Origin of the sequence: Streptomyces sp. NPDC058619 (assembly GCF_042717785.1) — a bacterium.
In the GTDB taxonomy this organism is placed as follows: domain Bacteria; phylum Actinomycetota; class Actinomycetes; order Streptomycetales; family Streptomycetaceae; genus Streptomyces.
In genome coordinates this window covers 1-15,991 of the sequence record NZ_JBHXQN010000071.1, presented here as the reverse complement: position 1 = coordinate 15,991, position 15,991 = coordinate 1, and the positions used below count along the sequence as shown (strand labels likewise).

Genomic DNA, 15,991 nt, shown 5'->3' with positions numbered 1-15,991 from the left:
ACTGTAAAGAAGCCGGTGCTCTGCGTTCTGGCCCGCTCGGTCGGGTGGCCGCGCCACCAAGGAGACGGCATGCGCCGAGCGGAAAGGCAGACGTTGACCCGAGCCGGATAGGCCCGGTTGAGTGCCGTGCCTCCTGCCCTCGCCCGCCCGGGTCATCGGCGGGGAGCGGGTGGTCCTGTCGTTGAGGGTGGTGAGGCGTCGGTGAGGTCGGCGCCGTTGTTGGCGTCTCGCTCGGAGTTGTGGATGCCGTGCCAGTCCAGGCACATGACGGTCGCGTCGTCGTGGAGGTGACCGTCTCCGGCGTCGACGATCGCTTTGATGAGGGTGCGGGCGGCTTCGCGGGGGTGCAGTGCGCGGGTGCGGATGATGAGGTCCGGCAGGTCGAGGCTCTCGGCGCCGCGCTCCAGCATTCCGTCGGTCAGCATGATCAGCCGGTCGCCTGGCCGAAGGTCCAGCGTCTGCATGCGGTAGGTGTTGGCCTGTGATGTACGGACGTTGAGACCGAACGGCCGGTCGACTTTCGGAACGATCTCCTGGACCTTCCCGTCGCGCATCCGCAGGGGCCAGGGGTGCCCGGCGTTGACGAATTCCGTCTGGCCGTCGAGCAGGCTGATGCGCAGCAGCTGGCCGCTGACGAAGCCGCTGCGCCCGTGGTCGCGCATGGCCTGGTCGGCTTGGCGGGCCTGTTCGGCGAGGTCGGCACCTTCCCGCCGGGCCCGTCGCAGGGCGCTCACCACCAGGGTGGCGAGCAGTGCGGCGTCGACGTCGTGGCCCATGGCATCGGTCACGGAGAGCTGGACGGTGTCCCGGTCGATGACGTAGTCGAAGGTGTCGCCCCCGACGTGTTCGGCGGGTTCCAGGGCCCCGGCGACCGCGAACTGCGCCGCCTCACACGCCAGTGACGCCGGGAGGAGCCGGTGCTGGATCTCCGCGGCCAGGATCAGCGGCTTGGTGCGCCGGCTCCACTGGTACACGTCGCTGTGAGACCGGTTCGCGATGACGATGTACGCGAGCGCGTGCGCGGTCTCGCCGATCTCCCGCATCACCCCGGCGCCCGGAGCCGCGGGCAGGAACAGTTCGAGGAGTCCGATGGCGTCCCCGCGGTTGGTCACCGGGGCGACGACCCGCACGGGCCGACCTTCGCCCGTGCGCTGCACCTGCGGCTGCTGGGTGCGGATCACGTCCTCGTACAGGGTGCCGCGCAGCGGGATCCGCTGGGGCGGCTCATCGGTCTCGACACTGTCCGCGACTCCCAGCCGTACGACCGAACTGCCGGTGAAGTCGGTGATCAGGAACGACACCGACGCCGCCTCAAGGTGCTTCTTGAGCATGCGCGCGACCACGTCGAGCGACTCCACGGGCGCCGCCGCCTCCGCCGCCTCCAGTATCCTCGCCAGAGTCACCGCCTTACCCTGGCGGCTTCCGCCCGCGTCAGAACGAGAGGCCCGCCCGCCGTCCGGCTCTCCTGCGATCACAGCGGACCCCTTGCTGTTCGATGCCGCCCGGGACTTTCGTCCCGCGATAGGCGAAGATCCGCGCCGAAGCGGCACCGGACAGGCTCCATTGCACCATGAGGCTCTCGGGGTCCGGCCGCCCGGCTGGCCCGTCCCTCTCGGACCACGTGCGGCCAGGGACTACGACCGGTCGTGCGAACCGTGTGCCGCGGGGCGCCCGTCGAATGGTCCGGTTCATCGACCCGGGCAGCGGTGATCGACGCTCATCGCAGTCAGCGCGCCTCGTACAGCCGTTCGCGCAGACAGAGCAGGGCGGCGGTGTCCGCGACCGCGGCCAGATCGGCCAGCAAGGTACGGATGGCCGCATCGCCGCCGTTGCGGACCGCCCGCACGATGTCCTCGATCGTCTCGCGGGCGCGGGGATTCATGCCCGCCGGACTGGCCGGGGCCCAACCAAGGTCGACCGGTCCGGCAGGCTCGCCGCCCCGGCGCCCGATGAGGATTCCCGCGCTGCCGTCACGTCATCCCTAATGGATCGTCCACCTCGCGGGTCACCTCCGAGCCACACCCAGAGCTACCGGGCCAGCAGGGCGCTGACGGTCTTGCCGCCGCCCGGGTGGTGGGTGACGGCGGTGGTGTGGGCGAGGCGGTTGACCATGGGCCAGCCGAATCCTCCTGTGCCGTCGTTCAGGTCGGGGGTGCGCATCCGCGGCGCCTGGGGGCTGCGGTCGTGCACGGCGACCTCGATGCTGTCGGGGTGCGCGGTCAGGGTCAGGGTCCAGGTGCCGCCGCCGTGGCGCAGGGCGTTGGTGACGAGCTCGGATACGACCAGGATCACGGTGTCGGCGGCCTCGGCCGCGACCGCTGGTAGGAGGTCTTGGAGGAAGTGCCCGGTGCTCTCGCGTGCGCCGGCGACGGATGTCGCGCAGCGGACGGGTGCGACGGTGGCGCTCATCGTGTCCATCAGGTCACCTGGTCTCTGATCATCTACTGCGCCTGCGTGCGCTTGTGCCCAGGCCTGCGCGGATTAACCCCGCGATCCGTCTGCGCTCTAGCGGGACTCCGCTGCTGCACGTAGTCGATCCTCTCCGTCGCACCCGCGAAAATCTGTGATGGCCGGATTAGACATTGGGCTGTGGTGTGGTTATGGTTTCTCTCGTGGCCCAGAGAGACCGCAGGGTCTGGCAGAGACGAACTGCCGGGCAGCAGTACATGCAGTACCTGTAGTTGCAGTGTGTAGGACGCTGCGGTGGTGGAGTCTCGAAGCCAGGGTGGTTGCAGGACGGCGACGGGACTGGCGACCGGGCCGGGTGGCCCGCAGTGATCAGGGGCCACCACGAGCAGTACCGCAGTTAACGCAGTGGCATTACCCGCAGTTCGCAGTACCCGCCAGTGAAGTGAGTAAGCGGTACCTCGGTGAAGGCGTCGATTGCGGGCGCACGCATCGGGAGGTTCGGCAGTGGGGTTCTAAGCCAGAGCAGACGCAGGACAGGCGACGGGGCTGGCTGTCGGAGAGTGGCGCTTGGACAGGTCACGAAGCAGTTCGTGTTATCAGAGCAGGACACGCAGTTGTGCAGTACCAGTAGTACGCAGTCCCCCCGCAGGTAAGTAGTTGATCACCGAGGGATGAACGGAGGAGCGAAGCGCCATCAGGATCGCCCGGGCGGAGTCTTGAGTCCGGGTACCGCAGGACATCGTTTGTGAGGTGGTCTCCGGTCAAGCAACCGCGATCCCCGCACTCCCGGCAGCATCTCGGCCGGGTTGGCGGAAATACGAGGCCGGCGCAGTATCAGGGTCGGCAGATGGTGTAGCAGTTCCTTCGGGGCCCTGGTGCCATAGGCGCCAGGGCCCCTCCGTACGCTCGGCGAGAGAGGTGCAGTGACAGCAGACGACTCCTTCGGCCGTCTCGACGACGACGATTACCCCGCCTACACCATGGGCCGGGCCGCAGAAATGCTCGGCACCACCCAGGCATTCCTCCGCGCCATCGGAGAAGCCCGCCTGATCACCCCGCTCCGCTCAGCGGGTGGTCACCGACGCTACTCCCGCTACCAGCTGCGCATCGCCGCGCGGGCCCGTGAACTCGTCGACCAGGGCACCCCCGTCGAGGCCGCCTGCCGGATCGTCATCCTGGAAGACCAGCTCGAGGAAGCCCAGCGCGTCAACGCCGAGCACCGGCGTGCCGGCGGATCGCAGGGACCGGCGGCCGCGGCCTGACACGGGGGAGTGCCCGCCGCGTAACGGCGGGTCCCGTGCACCCCTGTCGAGGGTGTTGTACGGGTCGTTTTCTCTGGTGGCAGGGTGTGTGGGCGGGTAGCGTCTGCGTCAGCTGTCGTGGTTCGGAAGTTCCCTTGCCCACGCCTTCGCGGTGTGGGCGTTTGCTGTGCTGTGCCGCAGGAACCAGGGCGATCACCTCCGCCTCCCACATGTTGCGGGAGGCGTTCATCGACTGGAAGGCGTGGATATGGCTGCGGGAACTGTGAAGTGGTTCAACGCTGAGAAGGGCTTCGGGTTCATCGCCCAGGACGGCGGCGGCCCGGACGTCTTCGCCCACTACTCGGCGATCAACTCCTCGGGCTTCCGCGAGCTCCAGGAGGGCCAGGTCGTGACGTTCGACGTCACCCAGGGCCAGAAGGGCCCCCAGGCCGAGAACATCACCCCGGCCTAACCCTCCCCCGAGCAGCCGGACGGCACCGCCCGGCTCGGCATCCCAGCCGGCCGGTAGGCCGGTAGCGGGCGACTGGACAACCCGGCACCGCTCGGCCGCACCCGGGCGAGCGGAACCGCTGGGACTGGTCCGGTGACACACCCTGACCCGGGTACAGCGACGCCGAGCGTGAGGCCCGCCGCCTCCGCGCGGAATGCTGACAGATGCGCGACATCGTCCGCACCTCAGTGCGCACCGCGCGCCGACGATGCACAAGCGCCGTGTCCGGTATCCCCTGCCAGGCCTGCACGAGAGCGCGATGCGGCTCACGGTGCCCCAGTGCCCGTAACGTTGGTCAGCGGCGCATTGGAGAACCTAGATACAAGAGCGGTGGACCTTGGGTACGACTGGAGGGCAGCGCGGTGAGCAATTCGCCGACACCTGTGCTGGAGCCGGACGGTGCCGGCTGCACCTCATCGGCCATCTCTGGAGCACCGCCTCCTGCACACCGCCTGCCGCCACGACGTATGCGCGCAACCTGCCCGGCCGGCATGACATCGGCACCGCGCTGCGGCGGACACCGGCATCGGTGTGGAACGACAATCTGACGGACTGCGCCGCCGCGCTCACTTATTACGCGGTGCTCGCGCTTTTCCCCACCCTCCTGGTCACGGTCTCGCTGATCGGGATCGCCGGCCCCTCGGCCACAGAGAACCTCATCAGCAATGTGATCGCTGTTGTCCCGGCCGAGTCACGCCCGGTAATGCACAGCACGCTCAGGAGCATGGCCGACCAGCGCACAGCTGCCTGGCTACTGGCGGTCTTCGGCACGATCGGAGCTCTGTGGTCCTCCTCCAGCTACCTGGGGGTCTTCCGCCGAGCCCTGCACGCCATGCACGGCATCGAGGACCTCCGCCCCGCATGGAGGACCGCACCACGACTGGTGATCACCGCTCTGGTATTGCTGGCACTCCTGGTCACCAGCGCCCTGGTGCTCATCCTGACCGCCGAAGCGGCCCCCGCCCTCGGCCGGCTCGTGGGCATGGACAGCATCATGGCGGGCACCGCATGGAACGTAGTGAAGTGGCCACTCCTGCTGGGCCTGGTCGCCGTCCTGGTGCTGGTGTTGTTCCGCTCGGGCCCGGCCCAGACGCGCGGCGTGCGGCAAAGACTTCTGGGAGACGCTCTGGCCATAACCCTGTGGCTCGCCGCCTCCGCCGGCTTCGCTCTCTATGCCTCGCAGGTCGGCAACTACAATCGGCTGTACGGCTCCCTCGCCGGGATCGTCGTCTTCCTGGTGTGGGTCTGGCTGTCCAACCTCGCCCTGCTCATCGGGGCCCAGTTCAACGCCGAACTAGCCAAGATCCACCGCTGACAGAACCTGCGCCTCTCTCACGCCCCCGGGAAACCCGATGGCTGGGCGGTCCGGCCAAGGGGCATCAACGGGGCCGACTGGAGAGTGCCGACCCTGTTGCTCGCTTCAGGCTATGGGGTAGCCAGGTCCGTTGTGGCAGCTGTTGCGGTCGTTGCTGTTGTCGAGTGTCACGCTGCCGTACTCTCCGTCGGGCCACCTACTCGACCTTGAGCGAGATTCGGATGCTGTCCTGCTTATCGGGGTGGAGCCTGAGGCGTAGTTGTTCTGGGCTGTCGGCCGAAAGTATGAGGGGGAAGCCTCTCCGGTCAGCCTCAGCGTTCTCGGCTGTTGGCTCCACAGAGCGACCGCCTCCAGCTGCTCCGCCAGGGTCACCGCGCGCTCCGGGTCCTTGCCCAGGCCGGAGTTCGCCGACCAGTTCGGTCTCGATGCCGTGGACCGCGCCCCCCAGCGTCACACGGGGCCCAGTTGAGGCTCGTCGAAGGCGGCAGCGGCCTTGCGCCATCCTGACGCGTGCACGAGCCGGTCGTGGTCCCGTCTCCACTGGCTGGGCCGCCGGCTGAGGTCGCCAACAGCAAAGACCAAAACCACCCGGGCGTCGCGCTGGCGAACCCGGCCATGACACAATCAAACTGATCCGTCGGTGGTCAATGTCCGCCACGGTCGCTGAGGTACCCGACGACGCACCGTTGCGCCGCATGCTCGCCCACCGTATCCAGGGCGAGCCGACCTGTACGGACACGTACGGTCCCTGCGTGAACCGCCGCGAAGCGCGCCGCTCCACAGCTCGGGTATCGGAACGTCCAAGCAAACTACCCCTGGCTGGGAGCTCGTAATGGCGCGGATAGCCCTGCGTAACAAGAACGCGAAGAATTCTGGGGAGCGGGTTCCCGGAGAACCTCCCCTGTCTACGCTCGGCCGGGTGCTGGCCATGATGCTGGCGTTCGCGGGGACGGTCGTATTTGCGGTGGTTCTGGCCCGGCTGACTCTGGAATCCTCGGCAGCATCCGTGCCGTTGACGCACACTAACCTGCGCCCTGGTGACTCCATCCGTGCTTATCTCGTTGAGCCCATGGCCCCTGACACAGTCAAGCAGCTCGGCGGCAATATCGTGATGGGGATACCGTTCGGTGTGCTGCTGCCGGTACTGGTACCCCGAACGCGAGGACTGGTCCGCGTAGCGGCGGCCACCGCTGTCGTGATGATCCTCGTCGAACTCGTCCAAGGCGCCCTCATTACCGGGCGCGCCTTCGACGTCGATGATGTTCTGCTCAACACCACGGGTGCCCTCATTGGTTACCTGCTGATCGGCCGCCGGCTGGGTCGCGCAGTGCATCCCCGGCGCCACCACTGGTGGCACCGGTTCACCCAACGCCAGGTGACTGCCGAAGACCCGGCATAGGTACGCCGCGCCGCGCCCCCTGTTCCGCCGCCCCTCGCCGGGCCCACCTTGGAGTTATGGCGTCGAGGAGCGAGCCGGGCGAGGATCGGGCCATGGAGGCGGTTGGCCGGCGGATGCGGTACGACGGACCGAGCAAGTGCGGGCGGTCGATTGGTGAAGCACGGCGAGCCGCAGTGGTCCTGGCACAGCGGGTACGGGACGCGCGCCGGGCGCGGATGTGGATACCGTCTGGGTATAGCGGCGGGTGGGGTGAGTGCGGGCAAGCCGAACTCAGGATCAGCAGGGCGCAGACTTCAGCAGGGCCTCGGCGGGGCCGCTGACGTCCCCGGAGCCGCTGCCGGTCGGTCCGCTTTTGCCGCCGGCGTCCTCGCCGACGGGCTTGTACCGGCTCGGGGCCTGCTGTTCCGCGAGGGTTCCACGGTCCGTGCGTCGTGGGCCCGGAGCGCTTCGAGGGGCTTCGCCAGACCGCCGTACGCCCGGGACGTGAGCATGTTGTCCGCCGTCTCGCCGGGCCCGAGCAGGATCGGCACCACCAGCGAGGCCACCTTGCCCTCGCCGGGCTGCATCCGCAGCGCACGCCCCACCGCCTGGACGACATCGGGCATGGAGCCGCGCACGTCGGCCCGGTACACAGAGCCGCAGTTCTTCGGTGTCGACGCCCTCCCCGAGGACCTTCATCGACCCCAGGTAGCCCTTCTCCACCACCGTGCCATCCGTGGCGATAGGTTGACCGCGACGGGCCAGCGTGCGGCAACCTCGGCGGCCGGGACCGCGGCGCCCCGATGTGGCGGGTGGATCGCAGAAACGCGATCGGTACCTCGGTAGGCCACGTATCGTCTTGTAGTCCAAGACCTGTGGAGGCCGACGTGGCGTTTGACCGGATCGGGCTGGCCGAGGTACTGGCCGCGGCGGAGACTGCCGCGCCCGTGGACTCCCTCGAAGTCGTCGCACGCAACCTGCGCGACCGGTTCGGAGCCCGGTACGTGTCGTTCCTGTTCGTCGACATCGTGGGCCGGCGCATGCTGCGCGTCCACGACACGGAGGGCACGCATCCGGAAGACCGCGCAGAGCGGATCCCCCTCGTCGACAGCAGCATCTACGACGAGGTCCTGCGCACCCAGCAGCTGGTGCGGGCACCGGAGGGCGATCACGGGCAGCGGGTCCTGGCCCCGGTGACGAACCGCGGCGACACCATCGGCGTCCTGGAGCTGTTCCTCACCGACGTCACGGACGGCGTCCTGGCGCAGGTGGAGGAGGCCGCGCACGCGCTGGCGTACATCATCGTCACCGACCGCCGGTTCACCGACCTCTACCACTGGGGCAACCGCACCACCACGGTCAGCGTCGCCGCGGAGATCCAGCGTCAGCTCCTGCCCTCCGCCGCTGCCTGCGAAGCCCCGCAGTTCACCCTGGCCGGCGCTCTGGTCCCGGCCGCCACCATCGCCGGTGACACCTACGACTACAGCCTCGACAATGACACCCTGCACCTGTCGATCACCGACGCCATGGGCCACGACGTCCACGCCTCCTTGATGGCCACCCTTCTGGTCAACGCCTCCCGCGGCGCCCGCCGCGCCGGGGAGGACCTCGCCGAACAGGCCCGCCAGACTCACCAGGTCCTCCTCGACCACGGCCACCGCACGTTCGCCACCGGCCAGCTCCTGCGCATCGCCCTCGACGGAAGCGGCGCCCAGCTCGTCAACGCCGGCCACCCCCGGCCGTTCCTCCTGCGCGACGGCACGGTCACCGAAATCGACCTGGCTGTGAACATGCCCTTCGGGTTCGGCCACCACCCGGGGATCTACCAGGTCCAGGACCTCGACCTGCAACCTGGTGATCGGCTTCTGCTCCACACCGACGGCATGCAGGAACGGGAGGCCGAAGCCGTCGACCTGCCTGGCCTTCTCCGTAAGACGGCCGACGAGCACCCGCGGGAGGTCGTGCGCGCTTTGGTCGGCGCGGTCAGCGACGTTTACGACGGCCAGCCGCCGAGAGACGACGCGACCGTACTGTGTCTGGACTGGCACGGCCCCCACACCGAGACCTCCCCGAAGGCCCGAGACGTCTGAGGCGAGGCCTGCCGCAGGATGCCCGGGCGCCGCAATGGCATCCTGATCACCACACCGCGGCCGAACGGGCCGGGGCGGCACGACTCCCGCGACCGAGGGCAGGCGATCACGGTATGAGCACGCCTCCGGCAGCCGACGGCACGCCCGGCCCGGACCGCCCTCGGGGTGGCGAACAGCCGGCCGTCACCACGTCCGCCGCCGCTGCCCGCCGCAACGTCAGCGAGCTCCTGGAACGCGCGGGTATCCACCACGACAGCGTCACCGCTGCGGACGCCCTCATCGTCACCACGGAGCTCGTCACCAACGCGATCCGCCACGGCGGCGGCATCACCCTCTTCCGCACCTCCATCACCGGCGACGCCCTACACGTGTCGGTCGGCGACGCCAGTACGCGCCCACCGTCCTCCCACCGGGGCGACCCCGCCCGGCCCGGCGGATACGGATGGCCGCTCATCCAGCGGCTCGCCGAACACATCGACATCACCCCCCACCCCGGAGGCGAGACCATCGAAGCCGTCCTGCGCCTGAGCTGATCCCGCTTCCCCCGCGCCGGGAACGCCGCCGGTGGACGGCCGCGGGCTGGGCAGGCTGGGGACATGATCCCTACGTGTGTTCAAGGAGGCGTTGTGGAACCGACGACGGTGACCGTTCTGCCCGATCGTGACGGGCGGCGAGTAGTACGTTGCGCGGGCGCATTCGACTACAGCACCCTCGACCCGCTCCGAACCGCGTGCGATACAGCCGTCACGGCGGCCGACGTCGAGCGGCTGGTCCTGGACGTCCGCGACGTCACCTTCGCCGACTCCACCTTCCTGAACCTGCTCCTCACTTTCCATCACGCATGCGATCTGCGCCTGACCGGCCCCCTGCCGCGCCAGCTCGCCCGCCTCCTGACCGTGACCGGCACCGACCAGGTACTCACCGTCGAAGACGCTACCGCCGACAAGGCCGCCGAGTAGCAGGAGCGCGCCCCGGGTGGCCTCTCCACGGCCGAGCCGCATCGCGACGGACCTACGCCCGCGGACATCGGGTCACCGTGTTCTGGCACCAGCAGCAAGACGAGCCCGGCCATTGCCTGATGGTTACTCAGAGAGGCACGTGTGGCCCCGGGTTACCTGGGGCCCGGTGCGGCGGCTGTTTACCCGTGGTCGCGCTTGCCGCCCGTAGAGGGAATGCTCATCCGTACGCATCTAGTACGCCGTGTGTGCGCGAGATGTACGGTTCAGCGGGTTGGGTGGTTGCGTCGCGGGTGCGGGGGGAGGGGCCGGTTGCCTCCCGGGCGGGCTGGCGGGCCCGCCCGGGGCGGGCCCCGCCCGCTCTTGGGGTTACTCCGCCCCGGTTGCCCCGCCCCGCGGCGCCCTGCGCCGGGGGGCGTCCGGGCCGCTGGGGCGGGCAGGTGTCTGGCCGGTGTTCAGCGGGGCGTGTGTGGCCTCGGGTTGCGTGTGCGGGGGGTGTGACGGCTGCTCACTCCGCGTCGGGCGCGCGACGGTTGCCGAGGGTGCGGCGGCGGGGGCCTCGGGAGCCGGTCGGCGGCGGTGCGGCCTGCTGTTGCGGGCCGGGACCGTTCCCCCCCCGGCCGGGGGGCGGGGAGGGCGGGTGCGTGGCCGGTCAGGCCGGCAGGGGAGGGGCTGCCCCGACGACCGCGCGCGTTGCGCGTTTCGTACGCATCATGTACCGGCTCGTCGCGGCCGCCAGCCCGCGGCGGGGGCGCCGGTAGGCGGCAAACGAGTGCACCGCAGGCGCCCCCCGGCCCGCCTGCGGGCGCCGTAGTCCGACTCCGGCCGCCCTGCGCCCCGCCGCGCTCCCGCGGCCGCGCCCGCCCCGGCGGCGACCATCGCCCCCGCTCCGGCCCCTGCTCCCGGTGCTGCCGCGCGGCCGGCCCGCGGAGATTCTTCGGGCCCTCGGTAGTGAAGGGCAGTCATCCCCACTTCGCGGGCGGCGGTGACGTTGGCGGCGGTGTCGTCGATGAACAGGCAGTGGTGGACTGGCGCGTCGCGACACCGATGTGGACGGTGTTCACCACGGCGCCGGCGAGGACGTCCAGCCCCTGCCGAGCGAGATCGCCCTGGCCGCTTTCGACGCTGCGGCCGCTCCGTGGCGTGAGGCCCTCGAGGACCTGGACGAAGACGTCCTCGCCGAGGCCGCCGCCGAAGCGCGGGCCTTCGGCGCCGGCCCGGCGGCCGCCGTCGACGAGCTGGTGCGCGGCCTGCTCGGGCAGTTGGCCGACTGGCAGCAGTCGATCGGCGAGCTGGGCCGCGCGCTCACCACGGCAACTGAAGGCCGACCGCTACCCGGCTGGTCCACCGACGCCGGCCGCACCGAGGACATCGGGTGGCGCCAGGCCCGCACCACGCTGCTCGAGGCCGTCGCACGCCACCACCACGCTCACCTGCTCGCCGCCATCGTCGAGCTCGGCGGTGAGCTGGAGCTCCCAGCTACCCGTAACGGGCGCTTCAGGGGCGCGGTCATCCCAGAAGGCTGCGCGGTCAGCGCCGGCCGCCGCCAATGCGGCGGTCGTCGGCCAGTGCGGTCAGCGGGCCGAACTCGCGGGCAAGCTGGTTCCACGTCAGAACCTCGCCACAGCGAGCCGGGAACTCCTTCGGGTTGAACTCGGGCATGGTCCAGGTGCCAGTGCCCCGGTCCCGCAGCCACAGGTCCCCGTCACCGTCGACCACAGTCGGCGGGACCGGTACGGGCTCGGCCTGATCGGTGGGCTCCCAGGTGATCCGGCCCGGGTGGGAAACGCGGCGCAGCTCGGTGGTGGCCAGCCGCGCGGCCAAGTCACGGGTGGACTCTTCGGCGTCCTTGACCGAGGCGAGTCGGAATGCGTCGTCAAGTACGGGCAGAGCTGGATTCTTGCTGCGCTTTGAACTCATACGCTGACTACCTCCGGTGGGGGGCGTCACATCCGTTATGGCACCCCGTAGAGGAACACGGTATCCGAGGCGGGAGCCGGGCCGGCTACGACCACTGTCCAGGTGGAGGCGCTGGCACATCGGGCGGTGGGGCTAGGTGGTGAGCTGGTCCTGGACGTGGCGCAACCCGTGGTGGTAGCGCTCAGATACAGCGGTCCGGGTCTGAGAAGGTGAGGCCGCCGGGGGCGAGCGGACGTCGGGCCGGGGCGGGTGCGGGCTCGGGCTCGCCGGGCGGCTGGCCGAAGTCGGCGCCCTGCTCGACCGGCATCAGCCGGCGCCCACCCGCCCGGGCGGGTACGGGAGCGCCGGAAGCGGGCTCGGAGAAGGCGGGCAGCGAGAGCGGTCGACGGTCGGTCATGATCCCTAGTCTCCCAGGTCCGGCCCTGCGGGTAGGGCCAGGCCGCTATCAGCGGTGATAGTGCTCTGGCCCTGGCCAGCAGGGCCAGGCTGGTTGTTTCAGCTCACCAGAACAGAGCGGTTAAGCCACTGCTACCGCCGGTGAACCGGCCCGGACCGCCGAGGCCGGGCGGCACACTGCGCGGGTGACCACGACCCCCGCCTGAACCGGGTTCAGAAACCTCCACGCTCAGACCCCGACGCCAGCGCGTGCGCCCAAACCCTCCCGACCTGGCCCCGGCCGCCCACTCGGTCAAGAATCAGCCGTTCGGCAACCCGTCACGACGTGGGACGGGTCCTCGCAACCGGCGAGGCGTACACCAGACCCGCCCATCACAAGAAGGGCACCAAGCCCCGCCGACTGGATAAATGACAAGGTCAGTGGTTTCGCCATGGGGTCTGTCAGTAGGGATTGACGTCGTCGGTGTCGTAGGCGCGGAGGCTGTACTCGACGTCGGGGGCCAGGACGGTGTCGCCGTCGGTGGTGACGGTGAGGAGTCCTGCGTCGATGAGTCCGGCGATGCATCGGCAGGCTGCACGGGACGTTGTCGTGGCAGCGGTCGATGATGTCGCCGCGGGTGACGACTGGTGGCGGGAGGATCGGGGTGCTAGCGAGCGTGAGGGGGGCGACTCCGCCTTTCGGGCAGGGGTCATAATTTCGCCATGAACATGCGCGCCGTGCGGGTGCTGTTGGCGGTCCTGCTCGTCGGGACCAGCCTGAGCGGATGTTCCCTCCTCCCCCCGTTCGAGACCTGCGAGGGAACCGAGCCGGCCGTGGCCGAGCTCGACGAGCTGCCCGCGCTGGCGCTGCGTCCGGAGGGGGCCGTGTCCGTCGGCGGCGGTCCCTGGGCCGGGTCCTCCTGTGTCGACGACACCGCGGGCGCCTGGCTCTCCGCGCAGCGGCTGTACGCGTACGGCGGGACCAGGGAAGAAGTTCTGGAGTACTACGGCCGGGAAGCGCCGGCGGCGGGATGGCGTCCGGTGCGCGACCTGGACATGGGGCGCGACGGCCGGATCGCTGTCTTCTGCTTCGAATCCGCGGACCGGCCAAGCATCACCCTCGCCTTCGACTCACCCGAAATGCTCCGCAAGATCTACGGGGTGGAGCCGGACCCGGGGGCCCTGCTCGGCGTGGACGCCCGTACCTGGTTCTCGTGGTCCGCCGAGGCGGCGCCCGACGGTTCGCGCATCAGCTGTTACTAGGACCGCGTCCCGGAGGGCCAGGTTTCTTCCCGCCTTTGAACGTGACCTTCGCCAAGCACTGACCGCGATCCGACCGCAGAGCGGCCTGTTCGAAGAGCGGGTCCGCACGGAAGCTGTCATCTCTTCCCGCGCGTAGCCCGGGGACGCTCCGCCTTCACCCGTAGCGCCACTGACACCTCCCAGGGCAAGAACGACTGACGTTCTCATGGCAGACGACACTAGGCCTGGCAGCGGGGGGTACTAGGCCTATGTGAACGGGTGCGGCGGTGGCACCGGATGGGCGTCAGCAAGGAGGGGAGGGCTGTCCCTGCTGATGCTGCGCAGCGATAGCGATCATGGCTGTCACGAGGTGACCAAGCTGCTGCCGCCAGGCGCCTATCGCGAGGATGGCTGGCTGCCATGGGCGTGCCTGTTCACAAGGGGCGCCCGTTGCGGGGGTTGCCGGCCACGGGCGCCTCCTCGGCTACTGGGGCGGCACGGCCCATTCGGCGGGCTCGGGCAGGACGCTGCTGGTGTAGAGGACGCGCGCGGGCCGCTGCTTCCCGGGGACGGCGAACACGGTCTTACCGCGGAGGCAGTCGCCGTTCCTGATGTCGGCCTCCCAGGGGTACTCCGGTCTGGGGAAGTCGTCGTAGGTGACAGAGCTCGGTTCGATGCGGGCGCCGTCGGTGTAGGCGAGCGCCCAGGGGTTGCGGGTAACGCCGACGGTGCCCTTGGTGCTGCACACCTTGAGTTCGATGGCGGCCCAGACGTAGCCGCTGGTGCCGAACTCCTCGTCGGCTGTCCTGTGCGCCTTGATGCCCTGCTCGTAGCCGAGGACGGTAACGCTGGCCGCCGAATGTTTCTCGCTGTTGGTGGTGCTGAGGGGCGCTCCGAATGCGCGCCGCGTCTCCGGGGTGGGAGACGGCGACGGCATCGAGGCCGTGCTGCTTGCGGGTGCCGCCGATGCGCTGGGCGCTGCCGGGGTGCCGGCGTCGTTGCTACAGCCGGTGATGGCGAGGAGGAGCGCTGCGGCGGCTCCGGTGGTGATGGCGGTGCGGACGTGCATGGGCCCCCCAGGTGTCTGTGAGGGAGCATCATGCGCCGTACCGGGGCTACGAACAGCAGGTGTTACCGGTCCGTGACTCAGACCACGGTCAGCGTGTCAGCGCGGCGGACGACGGACGTCGAAGGCCACAAAGTAGGCGGGCAGCCAGCGCCGGGGCGGTGGGGGTACGGGCAGCGGCCCGGCGCTGCAATCCCTCGAACGACAGCCCGCCGGCTGATAGGCGCCACGGAACTTTCCTTGGCCAGCGACAGGGTTCCCACTGGTTGCCGGGTGTCGAGCGGGGCTGGTTGAGGAAGGTGTGACGTTCACCCGGTGCAGGTGCGTGTCGTTTCGTGTGTAGGCGGCATGTCGCGCCTGTAGGGCCGCGCTCGGCGGCCTGGCCACGTAGGTCGACTTACGTGGCCAGGAGCTTGGATCAGCTGGCCCAGTGGATGCCGAGTTGGGCGAGGGCTGCGCGCTGTCCGGGGTCGAGCTTGTCGCGGCGGCCTTCTGGTTTCCGATGCAGGTTCCGGTGCGGTGTTCGGTTCCGTCGGGCAGGACCTGGACGACGCCGCGCCCCGGCAGGCGGCCTTCCCGCTCGATGTACTGCGCCAGAGCCTCCAAGCCCTTCTGGAACGCCCCGCTGCCCGTGCCCGGTCCGGACGCCGCGGCAGTCTTCGCGGGCGTCTTACGGGCCCGTACGGCCTTCTGCGGCTTCACGCCCAGCTCGCCGAGCCGGCGCTGCTGCTCGCCGTTCAGCCGCTCCCAGCCCTTCCGTTGGGTACTGAGCCAGCGTCCGACGTCTTCGCCGTGCCGGGTGACCCCGGGTACGACGTCGTCGAGGCGGGCGCCGGCGGCGAGGAGCTGGGCGAGGTAGGCGTAGTGCCGCTGCCAGTCGACCGTCCACCCGGTCTCTCGCGGGTTCCAGTCGGGGTCGACGTCCGCGAGCTCCTGCGCCCGCCGGCGGGCGCGGCTCTGGTCCTTCCCGAGCCCGCCGGGGCGCCGGATGTTCGTCAGCCACTGCCCCACGGCCTTGTCCAGGGCGGTTGCGTGCCGCGGGGCGGCCAGGGTTCCGTGGAGCTCGTAGTAGGCGCGCGCGGCGGCGAGGTTCTCGGCGAAGGCGGCGTCGGCGGTGTCCCACACGATCCCCAGCTCTTCCAGCTCGGCCGCGTGCTCCCCGGTCATCTGCCCGGCCCGGTACGCGCGGCGCTGGTCGGAGAGCCACCGTCCCAGCGGGAACGCGCCTTGCGGTTCGACGTGCTCGTATGGCACGTCCAGGTGCTCCTCGCGCCGCCTGTAGCGGTACGCGGCCTCGACACCCCGACGCCAGTCCTGCCGCTCGGTGCTGATGACCCTGTACTTGATCCACTTCGCGATCAGTGCGGGGTCGCGGGGGGGGGGGGGGGGGGGGGCGGCCCCCGTGCACCAGCCGGTCGGACACCCCCCCCCCGGGGGGCGCCCGACCCCCCGGAAGCCACGGGTGGACACCCGGTTTAGTGTTAAAAA

15 protein-coding genes are annotated in these 15,991 nt (G+C 70.0%); 8 read left to right on the top strand and 7 right to left on the bottom strand.

The genetic code is table 11. The features are described 5' to 3' along the window. Positions 1–152: 152 nt before the first annotated feature. The 3 genes from ACFWTC_RS34810 to ACFWTC_RS34800 form a co-directional block, all read right to left on the bottom strand. Complete coding sequence (locus tag ACFWTC_RS34810; RefSeq protein ID WP_384029915.1) at positions 153–1,403, bottom strand: PP2C family protein-serine/threonine phosphatase; 1,251 nt, start codon at positions 1,401–1,403, stop codon at positions 153–155. A 323-nt stretch (positions 1,404–1,726) separates the two neighbouring features. Then, positions 1,727–1,882, bottom strand: a complete 156-nt coding sequence (locus ACFWTC_RS34805; protein ID WP_383929546.1) for a hypothetical protein — start codon at positions 1,880–1,882, stop codon at positions 1,727–1,729. Positions 1,883–2,028: 146 nt separating this feature from the next. After that, positions 2,029–2,418 (bottom strand): ATP-binding protein, encoded by a 390-nt coding sequence (locus tag ACFWTC_RS34800; RefSeq protein ID WP_383929549.1) that lies wholly within the window; start codon positions 2,416–2,418, stop codon positions 2,029–2,031. Between the two features lie 914 nt (positions 2,419–3,332). On the opposite strand from ACFWTC_RS34800, the gene ACFWTC_RS34795 reads away from it, so the two are divergent. The 7 genes from ACFWTC_RS34795 to ACFWTC_RS34765 all read left to right on the top strand — a co-directional run bounded on the left by ACFWTC_RS34795 (position 3,333) and on the right by ACFWTC_RS34765 (position 9,903). Then, positions 3,333–3,671, top strand: a complete 339-nt coding sequence (locus ACFWTC_RS34795; protein WP_383929552.1) for a MerR family transcriptional regulator — start codon at positions 3,333–3,335, stop codon at positions 3,669–3,671. Between the two features lie 247 nt (positions 3,672–3,918). Beyond that, the gene (locus ACFWTC_RS34790; protein ID WP_383929555.1) at positions 3,919–4,122 is read left to right on the top strand and encodes a cold-shock protein; all 204 of its coding nucleotides are present in this window, start codon (positions 3,919–3,921) and stop codon (positions 4,120–4,122) included. A 568-nt stretch (positions 4,123–4,690) separates the two neighbouring features. Continuing rightward, a complete protein-coding gene (locus ACFWTC_RS34785) occupies positions 4,691–5,476 on the top strand; it encodes a YihY/virulence factor BrkB family protein (protein ID WP_383929557.1) in 786 nt (261 codons plus the stop codon). Positions 5,477–6,308: 832 nt separating this feature from the next. Continuing rightward, a complete protein-coding gene (locus ACFWTC_RS34780) occupies positions 6,309–6,875 on the top strand; it encodes a VanZ family protein (RefSeq protein ID WP_383929560.1) in 567 nt (188 codons plus the stop codon). Positions 6,876–7,741: 866 nt separating this feature from the next. Further along, complete coding sequence (locus ACFWTC_RS34775; protein WP_383929563.1) at positions 7,742–8,944, top strand: PP2C family protein-serine/threonine phosphatase; 1,203 nt, start codon at positions 7,742–7,744, stop codon at positions 8,942–8,944. 113 nt (positions 8,945–9,057) lie between these two features. Then, the gene (locus ACFWTC_RS34770; RefSeq protein ID WP_383929566.1) at positions 9,058–9,477 is read left to right on the top strand and encodes an ATP-binding protein; all 420 of its coding nucleotides are present in this window, start codon (positions 9,058–9,060) and stop codon (positions 9,475–9,477) included. Between the two features lie 93 nt (positions 9,478–9,570). Continuing rightward, the gene (locus ACFWTC_RS34765) at positions 9,571–9,903 is read left to right on the top strand and encodes an STAS domain-containing protein (RefSeq protein WP_383929569.1); all 333 of its coding nucleotides are present in this window, start codon (positions 9,571–9,573) and stop codon (positions 9,901–9,903) included. Between the two features lie 1,527 nt (positions 9,904–11,430). Here ACFWTC_RS34765 and ACFWTC_RS34760 read toward each other — a convergent pair. Beyond that, positions 11,431–11,820 (bottom strand): hypothetical protein, encoded by a 390-nt coding sequence (locus ACFWTC_RS34760; protein ID WP_363028021.1) that lies wholly within the window; start codon positions 11,818–11,820, stop codon positions 11,431–11,433. Between the two features lie 181 nt (positions 11,821–12,001). Further along, on the bottom strand, positions 12,002–12,217 hold the full coding sequence (locus ACFWTC_RS34755) for a hypothetical protein (protein WP_384029917.1): 216 nt from the start codon (positions 12,215–12,217) through the stop codon (positions 12,002–12,004). 701 nt (positions 12,218–12,918) lie between these two features. Here ACFWTC_RS34755 and ACFWTC_RS34750 point away from each other — a divergent pair. After that, positions 12,919–13,458 (top strand): hypothetical protein, encoded by a 540-nt coding sequence (locus ACFWTC_RS34750; RefSeq protein WP_383933416.1) that lies wholly within the window; start codon positions 12,919–12,921, stop codon positions 13,456–13,458. Between the two features lie 463 nt (positions 13,459–13,921). Here ACFWTC_RS34750 and ACFWTC_RS34745 read toward each other — a convergent pair whose 3' ends face one another. Then, a complete protein-coding gene (locus ACFWTC_RS34745; protein WP_383933418.1) occupies positions 13,922–14,506 on the bottom strand; it encodes a hypothetical protein in 585 nt (194 codons plus the stop codon). Between the two features lie 96 nt (positions 14,507–14,602). Further along, positions 14,603–15,973, bottom strand: coding sequence for a Helicase associated domain protein (locus ACFWTC_RS34740; protein WP_384074947.1), 1,371 nt, complete (start codon positions 15,971–15,973; stop codon positions 14,603–14,605). Positions 15,974–15,991 lie beyond the last annotated feature (18 nt).